At 34.4% G+C, this 15248-nt stretch carries 15 protein-coding genes; 11 read left to right on the forward strand and 4 right to left on the reverse strand.

The window, feature by feature from the left end; all coding sequences use genetic code 11:
* Positions 1 to 47 precede the first annotated feature (47 nt).
* From ABXQ82_RS02095 to ABXQ82_RS02115, 5 genes are all read left to right on the forward strand, one after another.
* Positions 48 to 1907: a DNA topoisomerase IV subunit B gene (locus ABXQ82_RS02095; RefSeq protein WP_367054165.1), complete on the forward strand. Its 1860-nt coding sequence runs from the start codon at positions 48 to 50 to the stop codon at positions 1905 to 1907.
* A gap of 6 nt (positions 1908 to 1913) precedes the next feature.
* On the forward strand, positions 1914 to 2186 hold the full coding sequence (locus tag ABXQ82_RS02100; RefSeq protein WP_367054168.1) for an ORF6N domain-containing protein: 273 nt from the start codon (positions 1914 to 1916) through the stop codon (positions 2184 to 2186).
* A gap of 9 nt (positions 2187 to 2195) precedes the next feature.
* Positions 2196 to 2366 (forward strand): hypothetical protein, encoded by a 171-nt coding sequence (locus ABXQ82_RS02105; protein ID WP_367054171.1) that lies wholly within the window; start codon positions 2196 to 2198, stop codon positions 2364 to 2366.
* A 173-nt stretch (positions 2367 to 2539) separates the two neighbouring features.
* Complete coding sequence (locus ABXQ82_RS02110) at positions 2540 to 5209, forward strand: DNA gyrase/topoisomerase IV subunit A (protein ID WP_367054174.1); 2670 nt, start codon at positions 2540 to 2542, stop codon at positions 5207 to 5209.
* A complete protein-coding gene (locus ABXQ82_RS02115; protein WP_367054178.1) occupies positions 5210 to 6205 on the forward strand; it encodes an endonuclease/exonuclease/phosphatase family protein in 996 nt (331 codons plus the stop codon).
* 3 nt (positions 6206 to 6208) lie between these two features.
* Here the strand turns inward: ABXQ82_RS02115 and argE are convergent, their stop codons facing one another.
* Both argE and miaA read right to left on the reverse strand, forming a co-directional pair.
* A complete protein-coding gene (argE, locus tag ABXQ82_RS02120) occupies positions 6209 to 7384 on the reverse strand; it encodes an acetylornithine deacetylase (protein WP_367054181.1) in 1176 nt (391 codons plus the stop codon).
* Positions 7381 to 8295 (reverse strand): tRNA (adenosine(37)-N6)-dimethylallyltransferase MiaA, encoded by a 915-nt coding sequence (miaA, locus tag ABXQ82_RS02125; protein ID WP_367055029.1) that lies wholly within the window; start codon positions 8293 to 8295, stop codon positions 7381 to 7383. The genes argE and miaA overlap by 4 nt, the downstream gene beginning before the upstream one ends.
* A 328-nt stretch (positions 8296 to 8623) precedes the next feature.
* On the opposite strand from miaA, the gene ABXQ82_RS02130 reads away from it, so the two are divergent.
* Genes ABXQ82_RS02130 through ABXQ82_RS02145 form a run of 4 tightly spaced genes read left to right on the forward strand, consistent with a single transcriptional unit; the run spans position 8624 to position 10794 of the window.
* Complete coding sequence (locus ABXQ82_RS02130; protein WP_367054184.1) at positions 8624 to 9133, forward strand: RNA polymerase sigma factor; 510 nt, start codon at positions 8624 to 8626, stop codon at positions 9131 to 9133.
* Positions 9120 to 9614, forward strand: coding sequence for a hypothetical protein (locus ABXQ82_RS02135; RefSeq protein WP_367054187.1), 495 nt, complete (start codon positions 9120 to 9122; stop codon positions 9612 to 9614). Before ABXQ82_RS02130 ends, ABXQ82_RS02135 begins: the two co-directional genes overlap by 14 nt.
* A gap of 46 nt (positions 9615 to 9660) precedes the next feature.
* Positions 9661 to 10224 carry a DUF4252 domain-containing protein gene (locus tag ABXQ82_RS02140; RefSeq protein WP_367054190.1) on the forward strand — a complete coding sequence of 188 codons (564 nt, stop codon included), beginning with the start codon at positions 9661 to 9663 and terminating at the stop codon, positions 10222 to 10224.
* 27 nt (positions 10225 to 10251) lie between these two features.
* Complete coding sequence (locus tag ABXQ82_RS02145; RefSeq protein WP_367054193.1) at positions 10252 to 10794, forward strand: DUF4252 domain-containing protein; 543 nt, start codon at positions 10252 to 10254, stop codon at positions 10792 to 10794.
* A 276-nt stretch (positions 10795 to 11070) separates the two neighbouring features.
* Here ABXQ82_RS02145 and purB read toward each other — a convergent pair whose 3' ends face one another.
* The gene (gene purB / locus ABXQ82_RS02150; protein WP_367054196.1) at positions 11071 to 12414 is read right to left on the reverse strand and encodes an adenylosuccinate lyase; all 1344 of its coding nucleotides are present in this window, start codon (positions 12412 to 12414) and stop codon (positions 11071 to 11073) included.
* A gap of 342 nt (positions 12415 to 12756) precedes the next feature.
* Positions 12757 to 13323 carry an adenylosuccinate lyase gene (locus tag ABXQ82_RS02155; RefSeq protein ID WP_367054199.1) on the reverse strand — a complete coding sequence of 189 codons (567 nt, stop codon included), beginning with the start codon at positions 13321 to 13323 and terminating at the stop codon, positions 12757 to 12759.
* A gap of 36 nt (positions 13324 to 13359) precedes the next feature.
* Here ABXQ82_RS02155 and ABXQ82_RS02160 point away from each other — a divergent pair, with 36 nt between their 5' ends.
* Together ABXQ82_RS02160 and ABXQ82_RS02165 are read left to right on the forward strand one after the other, a co-directional pair.
* On the forward strand, positions 13360 to 13833 hold the full coding sequence (locus ABXQ82_RS02160) for a heme-binding domain-containing protein (protein ID WP_367054202.1): 474 nt from the start codon (positions 13360 to 13362) through the stop codon (positions 13831 to 13833).
* A gap of 121 nt (positions 13834 to 13954) precedes the next feature.
* Positions 13955 to 15187 carry a glycosyltransferase gene (locus ABXQ82_RS02165; protein WP_367054205.1) on the forward strand — a complete coding sequence of 411 codons (1233 nt, stop codon included), beginning with the start codon at positions 13955 to 13957 and terminating at the stop codon, positions 15185 to 15187.
* The last annotated feature ends 61 nt before the right edge of the window (positions 15188 to 15248 follow it).

Below are 15248 nucleotides of genomic sequence, written 5' to 3' on the forward strand. Positions count from 1 at the left end.
TGGTTGTACTATATTAGCGTGCTATCTTATAAACCCACACCCTTTTTATGGCAGAAGAAACTAAATATACCGAAGATAATATACGTTCACTAGACTGGAAAGAGCATATTAGAATGCGTCCAGGAATGTATATTGGGAAGCTCGGTGATGGGTCTTCTCCAGATGATGGAATTTATATTCTGTTAAAAGAGGTGTTGGACAACTCCATTGACGAGTACGTCATGGGAGCCGGAAAAACCATTGAGATTTCCATTCAAGGGAGTAAAGTCATAGTTCGAGATTATGGACGTGGTATTCCGTTGGGGAAAGTGGTAGATGTAGTTTCTAAAATGAATACCGGTGGAAAATACGATTCTAAAGCCTTTAAAAAATCTGTTGGGTTAAATGGCGTTGGTACAAAAGCGGTAAATGCTTTATCGTCCTATTTTAGAGTAGAATCATCTCGTGATGGTAAAAGTGCATCAGCAGATTTCGAGCAAGGAAATCTTATAGATGAAGAGCTTTTGGACGAAACAAGCCGAAGAAAGGGCACAAAAGTATCATTCATTCCAGATGAAGTCATTTTCAAAAACTATAAATACAGACCGGAGTATGTCGTGAAAATGCTTAAAAACTATGTGTATTTAAATCCAGGTTTAACCATAGTTTTTAATGGCGAAAAATATTATAGCGAAAACGGACTAAAAGATTTACTAGCAGAAAAAATAGCCGAAACAGATTTATTGTATCCGATTATCCATTTAAAGGGAGACGATATCGAAGTGGCGCTAACGCACAGTAAAACGCAATATAGCGAAGAGTATAATAGTTTTGTAAACGGACAAAATACAACGCAAGGAGGGACGCATCTTAATGCCTTTAGAGAATCTTTGGTGAGGACTATACGTGAGTTTTACGGCAAGAATTATGATGCTTCAGATATTCGGAAATCTGTCGTGAGTGCCATTGCCATAAAAGTGATGGAACCTGTTTTTGAAAGTCAGACCAAAACCAAGTTGGGTTCTACAGATATGGGAGGGAACTTACCAACCGTTAGAACGTATATAAACGACTTTCTAAAAACGAATCTTGATAACTATTTGCATAAAAATCAAGATACTGCCGAAAAAATCCAACGTAAAATCCTGCAAGCAGAACGCGAGCGAAAAGAATTATCTGGCATTAGAAAACTGGCAAAGGATAGAGCGAAAAAAGCAAGCCTTCATAATAAAAAATTACGCGATTGCCGTGTACATTTTGGCGATACTAAAAACGAACGTAATTTAGAAACCACTTTGTTTATTACCGAGGGAGATTCTGCCTCGGGAAGTATTACAAAATCCCGTGATGTCAATACTCAAGCCGTTTTTAGCCTGAAAGGAAAACCTTTAAACTGTTACGGACTGACTAAAAAAATTGTTTACGAAAACGAAGAATTTAACCTGTTACAAGCAGCCTTAAATATCGAAGAATCTCTGGAAGATTTACGTTATAATAATGTGGTTATCGCAACAGATGCCGATGTAGATGGTATGCACATTCGGTTGTTATTGATTACCTTCTTTTTACAGTTTTTTCCAGAAGTGATTAAACAAGGGCATTTGTATATTTTGCAAACACCATTATTTAGAGTTCGAAATAAAAAAGAAACCATTTATTGTTATTCGGAAGAAGAACGACGAGATGCCATTGAAAAATTAAAGCCAAAACCAGAAATAACCCGATTTAAAGGTTTGGGTGAAATATCTCCCGATGAATTTCAACATTTTATTGGTGATGATATTCGTTTAGACCCTGTAATGTTGGATGATAATATGTCTATTGAAGATTTATTGTCATTTTATATGGGTAAAAATACGCCGACCAGACAGGAATTTATTATTGATAATTTGAAGGTGGAGTTGGATTTGATTGAAGAAGAGAAGTAATTTATTATGAGTAGCAATTCTATAACCATTCCAGATGAAATTATAACTGATAAGATTTATTTGATTAGAAATCAAAAAGTAATGATAGATAGGGATTTGGCAGATTTGTATAACGTAGAAACCAAGGTATTAAAGCAAGCCGTTAAAAGAAATATTGAACGTTTTCCGAATGATTTTATGTTCACTTTATCTAAAGAAGAGTTCGATAACTTGAGGTCACAATTTGTGACCTCAAGTTGGGGAGGTAGCAGATATTTACCCATGGTTTTTACTGAGTAAGGTGTAGCAATGTTATCAAGCGTATTAGGAAGTGAACGTGCAATTGCCGTAAACATCAAAATTATTAGGGTATTTGCTAAAATGCGAGAGTTACTCAATGATAATTTAAGTTTAAGATTAGAAATAGATGACATCAAAGAAGCTTACCGATCATGGCAAAAATATAGAACTTGTATTTAATTACTTGGACGAGTTGATTGACAAAAAAGAGAACGAAAAGCCAAGGACTAAAATAGGATATAAAAAATAGTTGTTGAATTAATTGTCATTTCGAATTGGATTCGAAATTTAGAATTAAGTAAAAATCAGACTAGAAACGCTCAAAAAAAACTGATAGGTCTCGACAAAAAAATATGATAGAAGAAGAAAACGACGATTTAACAAACGAACACAACGAAGCACCCCAAGAAACCATCACCCGTGTTACGGGCATGTACAAAGATTGGTTTTTAGATTATGCTTCATATGTTATTTTAGAACGTGCCGTACCAGCTATAGAAGATGGTTTCAAGCCCGTGCAACGTCGTATTATGCATTCCATGAAAGATTTGGATGATGGGCGTTACAACAAAGTGGCAAACATTGTGGGACACACCATGCAATACCATCCCCACGGAGATGCGAGTATTGCAGATGCCATGGTTCAAATTGGTCAAAAAGATTTATTAATTGATACTCAAGGAAACTGGGGGAATATATTAACGGGAGACAGGGCAGCGGCATCTCGATATATCGAAGCACGTATTTCTAAATTTGGATTGGATGTTGTTTTCAATCCTAAAATTACCGAATGGCAGGCTAGTTATGACGGACGAAGAAAAGAGCCCGTAAATTTACCAGTCATGTTTCCGCTCTTACTAGCACAAGGAGGAGAAGGCATTGCAGTAGGTTTATCAACTAAAATATTACCCCATAATTTTATAGAATTGATAGATGCTTCCATTAAGCATTTACAAGGCAAACGTTTCACGATTTTACCAGATTTTCCGACAGCGGGAATTGCCGATTTCTCAAATTATAACGATGGCAATAGAGGCGGTAAAGTGCGCGTGCGTGCTAAAATTTCGCAATTAGATAAAAACACCCTTGTTATAAATGAATTGCCTTTTGGTACTACAACATCGTCTTTAATAGATTCTATTTTAAAGGCAAATGATAAGGGTAAAATAAAGGTTAAAAAGATTGAAGATAATACAGCTGCTAATGTTGAAATTTTAATCCATTTACCTTCAGGATTATCGCCTGATAAAACCATAGATGCACTCTATGCCTTTACAAGTTGTGAATCATCAATTTCTCCTTTAGGTTGCGTTATTGAAGACAATAAACCATTATTCGTTGGTGTAACCGAAATGTTACGTCGCAGTACGGACAATACCGTTCAGCTTTTAAAACAAGAACTAGAAATAAAATTGGGGGAGTTTGAAGAGCAATGGCATTTCGCATCCTTAGAACGTATTTTTATTGAAAACAGAATTTACCGAGACATTGAAGAAGAAGAAACTTGGGAAGGTGTTATTTCTGCAATTGATAAAGGGTTACAACCTCATATAAAACATTTAAAGCGTGCTATAACAACAGACGATATTACACGTTTAACCGAAATTCGTATCAAGCGTATTTCAAAATTTGATATTGATAAAGCGCAACAAAAAATTGATGCATTAGAAGATCAAATTGCCGAAGTAAAACATCATTTAGAACATTTGATTGATTACGCCATTGCATACTTTACAAGACTTAAAAAGGAGTATGGCGAAGGGCGGGAACGCAAAACCGAAATCAGGACTTTTGATGACGTAGATGCTACTAAAGTGGTCATTAGAAACACCAAACTTTATGTGAATCGTGCAGAAGGCTTTGTGGGCACATCGCTTCGTAGAGATGAATATGTCTGCGATTGTAGTGATATTGATGATATTATAGTTTTTACCAAAGAAGGGAAGATGATGGTCACAAAAGTAGATTCCAAAACCTTTGTGGGGAAAGATATTATTCATGTAGCGGTTTTCAAAAAGAAAGACAAACGTACCATTTATAATATGATATATCGAGACGGTAAAAAAGGCCCATCATATATCAAACGGTTTGCAGTTACAAGTATGACTCGCGATAGGGAATACGATTTAACCAATGGCAATAAAGGGTCTAACGTATTATACTTTTCTGCAAACCCGAATGGTGAAGCTGAGGTTATTACCATTAATTTAAGACAAGCGGGAAGTATTAAAAAACTAAAATGGGATATTGATTTTGCTGATATCTTAATAAAAGGGCGTTCATCAAAAGGTAATTTGGTAACTAAATATCCTGTAAAACGTGTGGAGTTAAAAGAAAAAGGCGTGTCAACTTTAAAACCTCGTAAAATTTGGTTTGATGATACTGTTCAGCGTTTAAATGTAGATGGTAGAGGAGAGCTCATTGGAGAATTTAGAGGTGAAGATAAATTGCTGATTATAACTCAGTCTGGAATTGTAAAAACTGTAACGCCAGAAGTTACGATGCATTTTGATGATGACATGATTGTCATGGAAAAATGGATGCCTAAAAAACCTATTTCTGCGGTGTATTTTAATGGCGAAAAAGACATGTATTATGTGAAGCGCTTTTTGATTGAACAGGAAGGTCGAGAGGAATCTTTTATTTCTGAACACCCAAATTCACAATTAGAAATTGTCTCTACAGACTGGAAACCTATGGCTGAGGTTGTTTTTGCAAAAGAGCGTGGTAAGGATAGAAAAGAAAATCAAGAAATCAATCTCGAAGAGTTTATTGACATCAAAGGTGTTTCTGCACAAGGAAACCAACTTACAAAAGAAAAGGTAAATCAAATAAACTTATTAGAGCCATTGCCATATGAAGCACCAGAAGAAGTGCATGCTGATGAATTGGAAGTGGTAGATGAAAAGGAGGTAACTACCCAATCTTCAGAAAATGGAAATGATACCTCTAAAAATTCTAATCCTGATTCAAATGATGATGATTTAGAAATTGACGGTGAAGGACAGATTACATTATTTTAGATGCGATTAGGAATATTCAAAAGAGCTAGGTACCTTATATCTTTTCTACTTCCACTTTTGTTGGTATTTGGTATTGTGGCTATACTTTTGGGAGAAAGCCATACGTCATTTGTTTTTTCTATTGCATTACCAATCTTTGTCGTGCTCAATTTTATGCAATGTATGGTGCTTTTATTAAAGCGCAAGAGAAAAGTCATAGGTAACTTTGTGGCATTGCTGTTGTTTTTTTTCTGTTTTGATTCGTTTTATCAATTCAATTTTGATAAGGAAACTAAGGAGCCAACTATTTCAATTTTAACTTATAATGTGCAAGGGTTTACTTCAAGTTCTAATAATTCCACAAATAAGAAAGAAGAAATTGCAAATTTTGTAAAACGTATTGATGCAGATATCGTTTGTTTTCAAGAGTTCTCTGCCATAGAGTATAAAAAATATAGGGATGACTATCCATACTGGATAAAAAGTAATATGGATATGCCAAATAAGTCTGTTTTAGCCATATTTTCTAAGTTTCCTATTGTAAACAATGGGTATTTAGAATTTCCTAATAGCAACAATAATACAATGTTTGTTGATATAGATATTGACGGTAGAATTTATAGGCTTTATAATTTGCATTTAGAGTCTTATAAAGTAGATAGGAACTCCCAATTGAATCCTCCCAATAGTTATAATATAATATTGAAAGCTGATAAAAACAGGGGGATTCAGGCGCAATTAGTAAAACAGCATATGAAAGATTTTGACGGGGAGGTTATAATTGTAGGGGACTTTAACAGCACACAATATTCTCCCGTTTACAGGGTTTTAAAAGGCTCTAAAAAAGACACTTTTGTTGAAGCAGGTAGCGGTTTTGGAGGCACTTTGAAATTATTTAAATACCCATTTAAAGTGGATCATATTTTAGTTGATGACAAACTTGAAGTGATTGCTCATAAAAATTTTAATGTCAATTTATCTGACCATGAGCCCGTACTTGCTGAAATAAAATTATAACAATTAGAATTTAGTTGCAATTTTTTCAGAAGAAAATAATTCCACTAAATTTTCAAGAATTTCACAGTAGTTTTTTAATTCATCTTTACTCACAAATTCATTGGCTCTATGTGCTTGTTCTATAGACCCTGGCCCGCAAATGATACTTTCCAAACCAGCTTCGTTATATTGCCCCGCTTCTGATGCATAGGCTACGGTGTCAATATTGGTATTGGAGTTAATCTCCTTAAAAAGCCGTACAATTGAGGCGTTTGCTTTGGTTTCAAATGGCGTAACTGGAGGATGAATTTCTGTGGTTTCAATATTGAAGTCTGGAAAAATAACCTGAAGTTCTTGCATTCTATTTTCGCAATGTGCCTTGAATTCATTAATAATTTTAGATAGATCATCGTTGGGAATTACTCTTGCGTCCCATTTAAAATAGGTTTTGTCCGCTATAACATTTGGGGCAATGCCGCCACGTACTATTCCTGTATGTAATGAGGTGTGTGGTGGTCTAAAATTAGGATTTTTATTACCAGATGCTTCAATGGTTTTCATCTTATCTTCTAACCATAAAATAAGTCGTGCCGCTTCATGAATCGCACTTACTTCTTTAAGAATCCCGCTGCTATGTCCCGCCGATCCATTTACTTTTGTGGTGTATAAACAAATACCTTTATGCCCAATTATGGGTTGTCCTAATGAAGGTTCACCAATAATTGCATACTTGGGTGTTTCTGGGTAATGTTGTAATACATGTTGAATGAGTTCCGGAGCAGACAAACAGCCTATTTCTTCATCATAGGAAAATGCAAAATAGAGGGGTTTTTTTAAATCTGCTTTTACAAATTGAGGAAGAAGATTTAAACAACAGGCTATAAACCCTTTCATATCGCAAGCACCTCGACCGTAAAGATTCCCATCGCCTTTATCCGTTAAAGTAAATGGGTTTGTGTCCCAATCTTGTCCTTTTACAGGGACCACATCTGTATGTCCAGATAATATCATGCCGCCATCAATTGACGGCCCGATACGACAATGTAAAGATGCTTTGTCTCCCGATTTATTTGGAACTAAGGTACATGCAATACCAAAGGATTCCACATATTCTTTTATCCAATGAATTATGGATAAGTTACTTTCTCCTCCAAGTACTGGGAATGAAACAAGTTTTGATAAGATAGTTTCAACTGTCATTTAATCTGGTTTTCTATTTGGGCAATGATATGCTTTACGTCAGTTACATAATCAAACCAAAGAGTGTCTTCATTTTTTCTAAACCAAGTGAGCTGGCGTTTGGCAAAACGTCGTGTGTTCTTTTTAATTTCTGAAATTGCGAATTCTAAAGTCCATTCATCATTTAAATACTTAAATAGTTCTTTGTAGCCAACGGTGTTTAGTGCGTTTAAATCTTTATGTGATACCAATTGTTTAACTTCTTCTAGAAGTCCTTCTTCCAACATGATATCTACACGTTGATTGATGCGGGAGTAAATTGTTTCTCTTTCGGCAGTTAAACCAATATGTATGGTTTTAAAAGGGCGTTTCCCTTTTTCTTTATTCAAAAAGGATGCATAGGGTTTTCCAGATCCGATGCAAATTTCTAATGCTCTAATTACACGATGGGGATTATCTATTGCAATAGTATTGTAGCTTTTTGGGTCTAATTCTTTTAGTTTGTTTTGTAGATGTTCTAATCCTTTTTCTTTTAAATCTGAATTTAATTGGGTTCTGACGGAGGGATCTACGCTGGGAAAATTGTCTAAACCATTTGTAACCGCATCTACATATAAACCTGAACCACCAACAAGTATTACGACCTTATTTTTTTTGTGCAAGGTTGTTAAAAGTTGGATGGCATCCCTTTCGAAAGTACCAACGTTATAATTTTCAGTAATTGATTTATGATGGATGAAATGATGCTTTGCTCCAGCAAGTTCATCTTTATTTGGAGCTGCTGTACCAATTTGCATTTCCTTAAAAAACTGTCTGGAATCTGCTGAAATTATTTCGGTATTAAAATGTTGTGCCAATTTAATGCTTAATGCGGTTTTGCCTATAGCAGTTGGGCCAACAATTGAAATGAGGTATTTATTTGGAGTTTCTATCTTAATTTTTTTTGAAGTGTAAAGGTAGTGTGAAAAATGAACTAGAGCAAAGTATGATTTAACCTTTAAAAATGACTGGTATTTGCCGATTTACCGCGTTAAGGATTGCAGAGAAACATATATGTTCATGAATTCATTAATAAAAAATGGAAAGGCATGAATAAAAGCCCGACCCCTTGGGGTTATGCCCAAAATATTTTATTTATTTTTAGTAGTTGTGTAACAAAACAAATTATAGGTCGTCGTAATAGCAAATAGCCTAACCAAGCATTTATTTTCCCCTGAGCGGAAATGTCTGAAAGACAATGGGGGCTTAAACCAAACCAAAATGACTCAGAGTGAGTTTTTAAATATTGTAATGCCGTTTAAGGATAAAGTATTTCGTTTAGCAAAACGATTGCTGGTTTCGACGGAAGAAGCTGAGGATGCTACGCAGGAGGTGTTACTAAAATTGTGGAGAAACAAGGGGAAGATTGGCGAGTACAAGAACGTAGAGGCGTTTTCTATGACGATGACAAAGAATTTTTGTTTTGATAAGTTAAAATCGAAACAGTCACAAAATTTGAAAATTGTACATAGCAATTATGAAGAAAAAAATACGCCATTACAAAAACAAATGGAGCTAAATGATAGCGTAAGTTGGGTTGAAAAGATTATTGAAGAATTACCAGAACAACAACGCATGATTATTCAACTTAGAGATATAGAAGAGTATGATTTTGATGAGATTTGTAAAATGCTGGACATGAAAAATACCGCAGTAAGAGTAGCCTTATCGAGAGCTAGAAAAACAATAAGAGAACGATTAACTAATACACATAATTATGGTATTAAATAATATAGAAAAACTACTTGAAAAGTACGAAAACGGGGAAACAAGCCTAAAGGAAGAGCAAGCGTTAAAAAGCTATTTTTCTCAAGATAACGTGGCGCCACACTTAGAGCATTACAAACCAATGTTTACGTATTTTTTGGGAAACCAACAGGAACAATTTACTAAAGACCTTCCATTAAAAGCTAAGAAAAAATTCGATTTAAAATGGATTGCAGTCGCAGCGGTAGCGGTTATTATGTTGGGGGTTTACTTTACACCAATGATTGGAACCTCTTCTTGTGAAGAGAATATAGTTGGTACGTTTTGTGAACCGGAAGATGCGCTTAACGAAGTCACAAAATCGTTAGCCATGATTTCAAATCATTTTAATAAAGGGGTGTCAACCGTAAATTATCTCGACGAGGTAAACAAAGGTACAGCAACGCTTAATTATTTAAATGAAGTTGAAAATGCGACGCGTATAATTTTTAAAACAAATCCGTAAAAAAACGAACACCATGAAAACTTTAAATACACTAAAAACAAGTAAAATGAAAAATAGATTAATAGTAATAATAATGGCAATTATGATGTTGCCTTTAACAGGAATGGCTCAGAAAAGTATTTTTGACAAATACAGCGATAGCCCAGATGTAACGTATGTAAACATTAAACCGAAAATGTTTCAGATGATTGCTAAAATAGGCGTGAGTACAGATGATCCAGAAGCACAGGCTTATATGGATATGGTAAAAAGCATTACGAGTTTTAAAACGATTGTTACCGATAGTAAGGAAATTTCGGCAGAAATCTCTAAATGGGTAAAATCTCGTTCTGGTGGTCTGGAAGAATTAATGGAAGTGAAAGATGACGGTGCCGAAGTGAAGTTTTACGTAAAAGAAGGTAAAGATGCAGATCACGTTAAAGAGTTGCTCATTTTTGTAACTGGAATTGACAAAGTGATGGATGATAAAGTTGAAATTAACGGCAAGCAGCGTAAAATTGAAACCGTAGTGGTATCTATGACTGGTGATATTGATTTGAATGAAATATCAAAACTAACACAAAAAATGAATATCCCCGGAGGAGATCATTTGGAGAAAAAAAAGGCGTAAATACTATAAATCCATCAATTGACCATCATGAAACGAGCAGTTAAAATCATATTCCTTACAGCATTTTTGAGTGTCATACTTAATAGCTGTAATGGTGAGCCAAGTTTACAGCGTTATTTTGTAGATAACCAGGAGCAACCAAATTTTATATCGCAAGATTTACCTATTTCAATGGTAGAGATTGATAAATCTGATTTCTCTGAAGCCCAAACAGAGGCTTTTAATTCCGTAAGACGATTAAACTTTTTAGGATATAAGGTGAATGAAACAGATAGGGTTACTTATGAAGCAGAATTAACTAAGGTTACATCTATTTTAAGTCAAGAAAAGTACCAAGACTTAATGGAGTTTAACGATAAAGGAAAAAAAGTTTTGGTAAAGTATATAGGAGATGATGACGAAGCCGATGAGGTTGTGGTTTTTGGTAGTGCTAACGACATGGGTTTTGCCTTGGTTAGAATTTTGGGGGACGATATGAGCCCTGAAAAGATGGTAACTTTGGCAGAAGCTCTAAACAAGGCTAACGTTGATGAAAATCAAATGCAAAATATTTTGAATTTCTTTAAATAGTTGGTTAAAATGTTAATATTGAAAAGGTTTCCTTGCCGGGAAACCTTTTTTGTTTTTAAGAAGATTTAGCCTTTACCGTTTTTCCAATTCTTGCGTTTCTTGCTTAAATTTATAATTCGTATAAAACAAGTTTATAACAATCGCAAAAAAGATTAATGTCAAAATTGTAAGTACAATAAAATTATCCAGAACACCCAGCAATCCAAAGATGAAAATACCACCGGCCATTAAACCAGTAAGCGCTATAGATTGTTTATTACTTAACATATTCCTATTTTAAATTCCAGTATAATTAGCTGGAGTTATGTGTTTTAATTCTTCTTTAATTTCATTAGAAACCTCTAATGTATCAATAAAATTTGAAATTGAAGCTTGATTGATCTTTTCGTTGGTTCTCGTCAGGCCCTTTAAAGCTTCATAAGGGTTAGGATATCCTTCTCTTCTCAATATAGTTTGAATAGCTTCTGCAACTACTGCCCAGTTATTTTCTAAGTCCTCAGCAAACTTCTTTTCGTTTAATAATAATTTATTTAATCCTTTTAACGTTGATTTAAAGCCAATTAGCGTATGCGCAAAAGGAACACCTGCGTTTCGTAAAACAGTACTGTCGGTCAAATCACGCTGTAATCTGGAAATTGGCAGTTTTGCCGAAAGATGCTCAAAAATAGCATTAGCAATGCCTAAGTTGCCCTCGGAGTTTTCAAAATCAATAGGATTTACTTTGTGTGGCATTGCAGAACTTCCAACCTCGCCAGCTTTAATTCTTTGTTTAAAATAATCCATGGAAACATAAGTCCAAATATCTCTATCTAAATCAATTAAAATAGTATTGATGCGCTTTAAAGTATCAAACAAAGCCGCCATATGGTCGTAATGCTCAATTTGCGTTGTTGGAAAAGAGTGGTATAGTCCCAGTTTTTCTTGAACGAATAGCTTTCCAAAGGTTCTCCAGTTAATTTCTGGATATGCCACGAAATGCGCATTAAAATTACCGGTGGCACCACCAAATTTAGCGGCACTCGGAATGTCGTTCAATAAATTAAACTGCTCCTCTAAACGCACCACAAAAACTTCAATTTCTTTTCCCAATCGTGTTGGAGAAGCTGGTTGCCCATGTGTTCTTGCGAGCATAGGGATAGTAGCCCACTCTTTTACAAGGTCTTTTAATTTATTTAAAACTATAAAATATTCAGGCACATAAACGTCGTTCATGGCTTCCTTGATACTTAAGGGAATGGCTGTATTGTTGATGTCTTGAGACGTTAATCCAAAATGGATAAACTCTTTGAATTCTGATAAACCTAAAGCATCAAATTTTTCTTTAATGAAATATTCAACCGCTTTTACATCATGATTGGTAACACTTTCAATCTTTTTTATAGCTAGAGCATCTTCCGAGGAAAAGTCTTTATAAATAGCTTTAAGGCCATCAAAAACTGAAACGTCAACGCCTTTTAACTGCGGCAAAGGAATTTCGCAAAGCGCGATAAAATATTCTATTTCAACTAAAACACGATATTTAATTAGTGCTTCCTCAGAAAAATAAGGTGCTAATTCGTTTACTTTACTTCTGTAGCGACCATCAATTGGAGAGATGGCGTTTAGTGGCGATAATGACATTTTGGTTTGGTTTTAAGTCCCGAAATTAAGGATGTAAAGATAGGAAAGAAAGTTAGAAGATGGAAGGAACAAATGCGAAGTTATTAAAGCAAGTACATGCTTTTATTTTCTGCCACGAATTCACGAATTATCGGTTGCTAATTTTTAAATTATTTCACTGATTATGAAAAACCTTAGGTTCTTCGTTGGTGAAATTTGAATATATTTTTAGGTTTAAATAATTGGTAATCAGTTTTTAAAATACTAAAAGTAAATTGATTAGTGATGCTATCAGTAAAAATTAAAATTTAAAAAATTAGCGAATTCGTGGCTAAACCGGAAAGATATATACTCCTAACGAAGTTATTTTCGCTTAATTTTCTTTAAAATATGTCTCGCCCTTGCTTTAAAGGCGGCACTTTGCGCTTGGAAATCGCGTTCTAATATTAAAACCAATTCGGGGTGCACCCAATCGTATTCTTTTCCAAGTTTAAAAAGTGTTGTCATAGAATAGGCTTTTGGAGCCACCTTTTCATCGTTAATCATGTAATCAAAACAGGTTTCGATGATGCGTTCTTTGTGTACTTCCTTTAAAACGTTTTTTATATAAATATTGGTTTTGATAGCATATGCTTCCGTTAAAAGTTCACAGATTTTGGCAACAGGACGTACTGCGGAATCCAGATGAACCTTATGTATATTCTCAGTAAAATAGTCCAAGTGTGGTACTATATATTCAATTTTTCTGCTGCACATAAACTCTAAAACCCATGCTGCTCTTGGAGATATTTTGTCATCTACCATAAAAAGAATCTCCAGCAACTTGGGGATTAATTCTGGATTTTTAATGACCAAATTAGCATAATACAAACGCTTTTCACGGGAATGATTTACATAGTTTAATTCTTTGTAAAGTTCGGCGGTAGTCAAAAGGTTTTCTTATTTTTAAACTTTAAAATTACTTTGATGAAAATACTAAAAAAAATAATAGTGTTGCTTTTGATTGTACTTGTAATTGCACAATTTTTTGGACCAGAAAAAAATAGTGGTGATTTAGCCTCTATTGAATTTTTTGAGACTGAAACAAACCCGCCCGAAGATGTACAACTCATTTTGAAACAATCTTGTTACGATTGCCATAGTGCTATGACCAAATATCCGTGGTATAATAGTATTACACCAGTAAACTATTGGTTGGCTGGACACATTAAAGATGGTAAAAAGCATTTTAATGTTTCGAACTGGGAAGGGAATTCCGTTAAAAGAAAAGACCATAAGTTTGAAGAATTAATAGAAATGGTTGAAGATAAGAAGATGCCTTTAAACTCTTATACTTGGACACATGAAGAAGCAAAACTTACTGATGAAGAAAGGAAATCTGTTATTGATTGGGCAAAATTGGTGCGGGTGAAATATGGCTTGGAGAAAGAACCAGAATAAAGCCCCATCCTATCCTTCCCCATAGGGGAAGCGAAAGCACAACTTAAAAGCTCAATTTATAAAAACTTAATATATCTACTTGGAATTTTGTTCTTGATAATTTGAGATTTGGATAATTTTTATGAAGAAAAATTTATTAATTATTGGTTACGTTTGGCCAGAACCTAAAAGTTCTGCTGCTGGCAGTAGAATGTTACAATTGATTGAGTTTTTTCTAAATGAAAACTATGGGATTACTTTTGCTAGTCCGTGTGCTAAAAGTGACAATGCTATTAACCTTGAAACGATTGGTGTTTCTCAAATTTCGATTGCATTAAACAATTCCAGTTTCGATGGTTTTATAAAAGAACTAAATCCGAATATCGTGTTGTTCGACCGTTTTATGATGGAAGAACAATTCGGGTGGCGCGTTGCTGAACAATGCCCGAATGCTTTAAGAATTTTGGATACTGAAGATTTACATTGTTTGAGAAAAGGCAGACATCTAGCCTTAAAAGATCAAAAACCATTTGATAACACCTATTTATTTAATGATACCGCAAAACGAGAAATCGCCAGTATTTATAGAAACGATTTAAGTTTGATAATTTCAGAAGTTGAAATGGAGATTCTTAAAAACCATTTTAAAGTACCTGATGCTTTGTTGTTTTATTTGCCTTTTATTTTAGATGAAATTTCAGAAGAAAACACGAATAAACTTCCAAAGTTTGAAGAAAGACACCATTTTATAAGTATCGGTAACTTTTTACACGAACCTAACTATGACATGGTTTTGTACTTAAAAGAAACCATTTGGCGACCCATTAGAAAACAATTACCAAAAGCAGAACTTCATGTGTATGGTGCTTATGCCTCTCAAAAAGTAAATCAGTTACACAATGAAAAAGAAGGTTTTATTGTAAAAGGTTTTGCTGAAGATGTAAATGAAGTCATGCAACAGGCAAAAGTGTGTTTAGCACCAATTCGATTTGGAGCAGGTTTAAAAGGTAAATTATTTGATGCGATGCAAAATGGAACACCATCTGTTACTACTGAAGTTGGAGCAGAAGGTGTTTATGGAAACTTTGATGTAAATGGGTTTATTGAAAATAATCCAGAAATTTTAGCTGCAAAAGCAATTCAACTCTATCAGAATGAAACTATTTGGAAAGAAAAACAAGAGAACGGATTTTCAATTATCAATCTACGTTTTAATAAAAAAGAACATCAAAATAGGTTTATAGAAGTTGTTGAGCAATCTATAAAACAATTAAAAGAAAACCGTCTTAATAATTTCACGGGACAAATGTTGCACCATCATCTGCTTCAAAGTACAAAGTATATGAGTAAATGGATTGAGGAGAAAAACAGATAAATTCCGACGTTAATAAAAATATATGTTCGTTTAACTAACAATTACGGTATCATGGCTAAAT

It is taken from the genome of Algibacter sp. 2305UL17-15, from assembly GCF_040720935.1.
GTDB lineage: Bacteria > Bacteroidota > Bacteroidia > Flavobacteriales > Flavobacteriaceae > Jejuia.

What these genes read in the sequence shown, in the direction of transcription:
- ABXQ82_RS02095 (WP_367054165.1), top strand. Translation starts at nt 48, where the DNA reads ATGGCAGAAGAAACTAAATATACCGAAGATAATATACGTTCACTAGAC.
- ABXQ82_RS02100 (WP_367054168.1), top strand. Translation starts at nt 1,914, where the DNA reads ATGAGTAGCAATTCTATAACCATTCCAGATGAAATTATAACTGATAAG.
- ABXQ82_RS02105 (WP_367054171.1), top strand. Translation starts at nt 2,196, where the DNA reads ATGTTATCAAGCGTATTAGGAAGTGAACGTGCAATTGCCGTAAACATC.
- ABXQ82_RS02110 (WP_367054174.1), top strand. Translation starts at nt 2,540, where the DNA reads ATGATAGAAGAAGAAAACGACGATTTAACAAACGAACACAACGAAGCA.
- ABXQ82_RS02115 (WP_367054178.1), top strand. Translation starts at nt 5,210, where the DNA reads ATGCGATTAGGAATATTCAAAAGAGCTAGGTACCTTATATCTTTTCTA.
- argE (WP_367054181.1), bottom strand. Translation starts at nt 7,384, where the DNA reads ATGACAGTTGAAACTATCTTATCAAAACTTGTTTCATTCCCAGTACTT.
- ABXQ82_RS02130 (WP_367054184.1), top strand. Translation starts at nt 8,624, where the DNA reads ATGACTCAGAGTGAGTTTTTAAATATTGTAATGCCGTTTAAGGATAAA.
- ABXQ82_RS02135 (WP_367054187.1), top strand. Translation starts at nt 9,120, where the DNA reads ATGGTATTAAATAATATAGAAAAACTACTTGAAAAGTACGAAAACGGG.
- ABXQ82_RS02140 (WP_367054190.1), top strand. Translation starts at nt 9,661, where the DNA reads ATGAAAAATAGATTAATAGTAATAATAATGGCAATTATGATGTTGCCT.
- ABXQ82_RS02145 (WP_367054193.1), top strand. Translation starts at nt 10,252, where the DNA reads ATGAAACGAGCAGTTAAAATCATATTCCTTACAGCATTTTTGAGTGTC.
- purB (WP_367054196.1), bottom strand. Translation starts at nt 12,414, where the DNA reads ATGTCATTATCGCCACTAAACGCCATCTCTCCAATTGATGGTCGCTAC.
- ABXQ82_RS02160 (WP_367054202.1), top strand. Translation starts at nt 13,360, where the DNA reads ATGAAAATACTAAAAAAAATAATAGTGTTGCTTTTGATTGTACTTGTA.
- ABXQ82_RS02165 (WP_367054205.1), top strand. Translation starts at nt 13,955, where the DNA reads ATGAAGAAAAATTTATTAATTATTGGTTACGTTTGGCCAGAACCTAAA.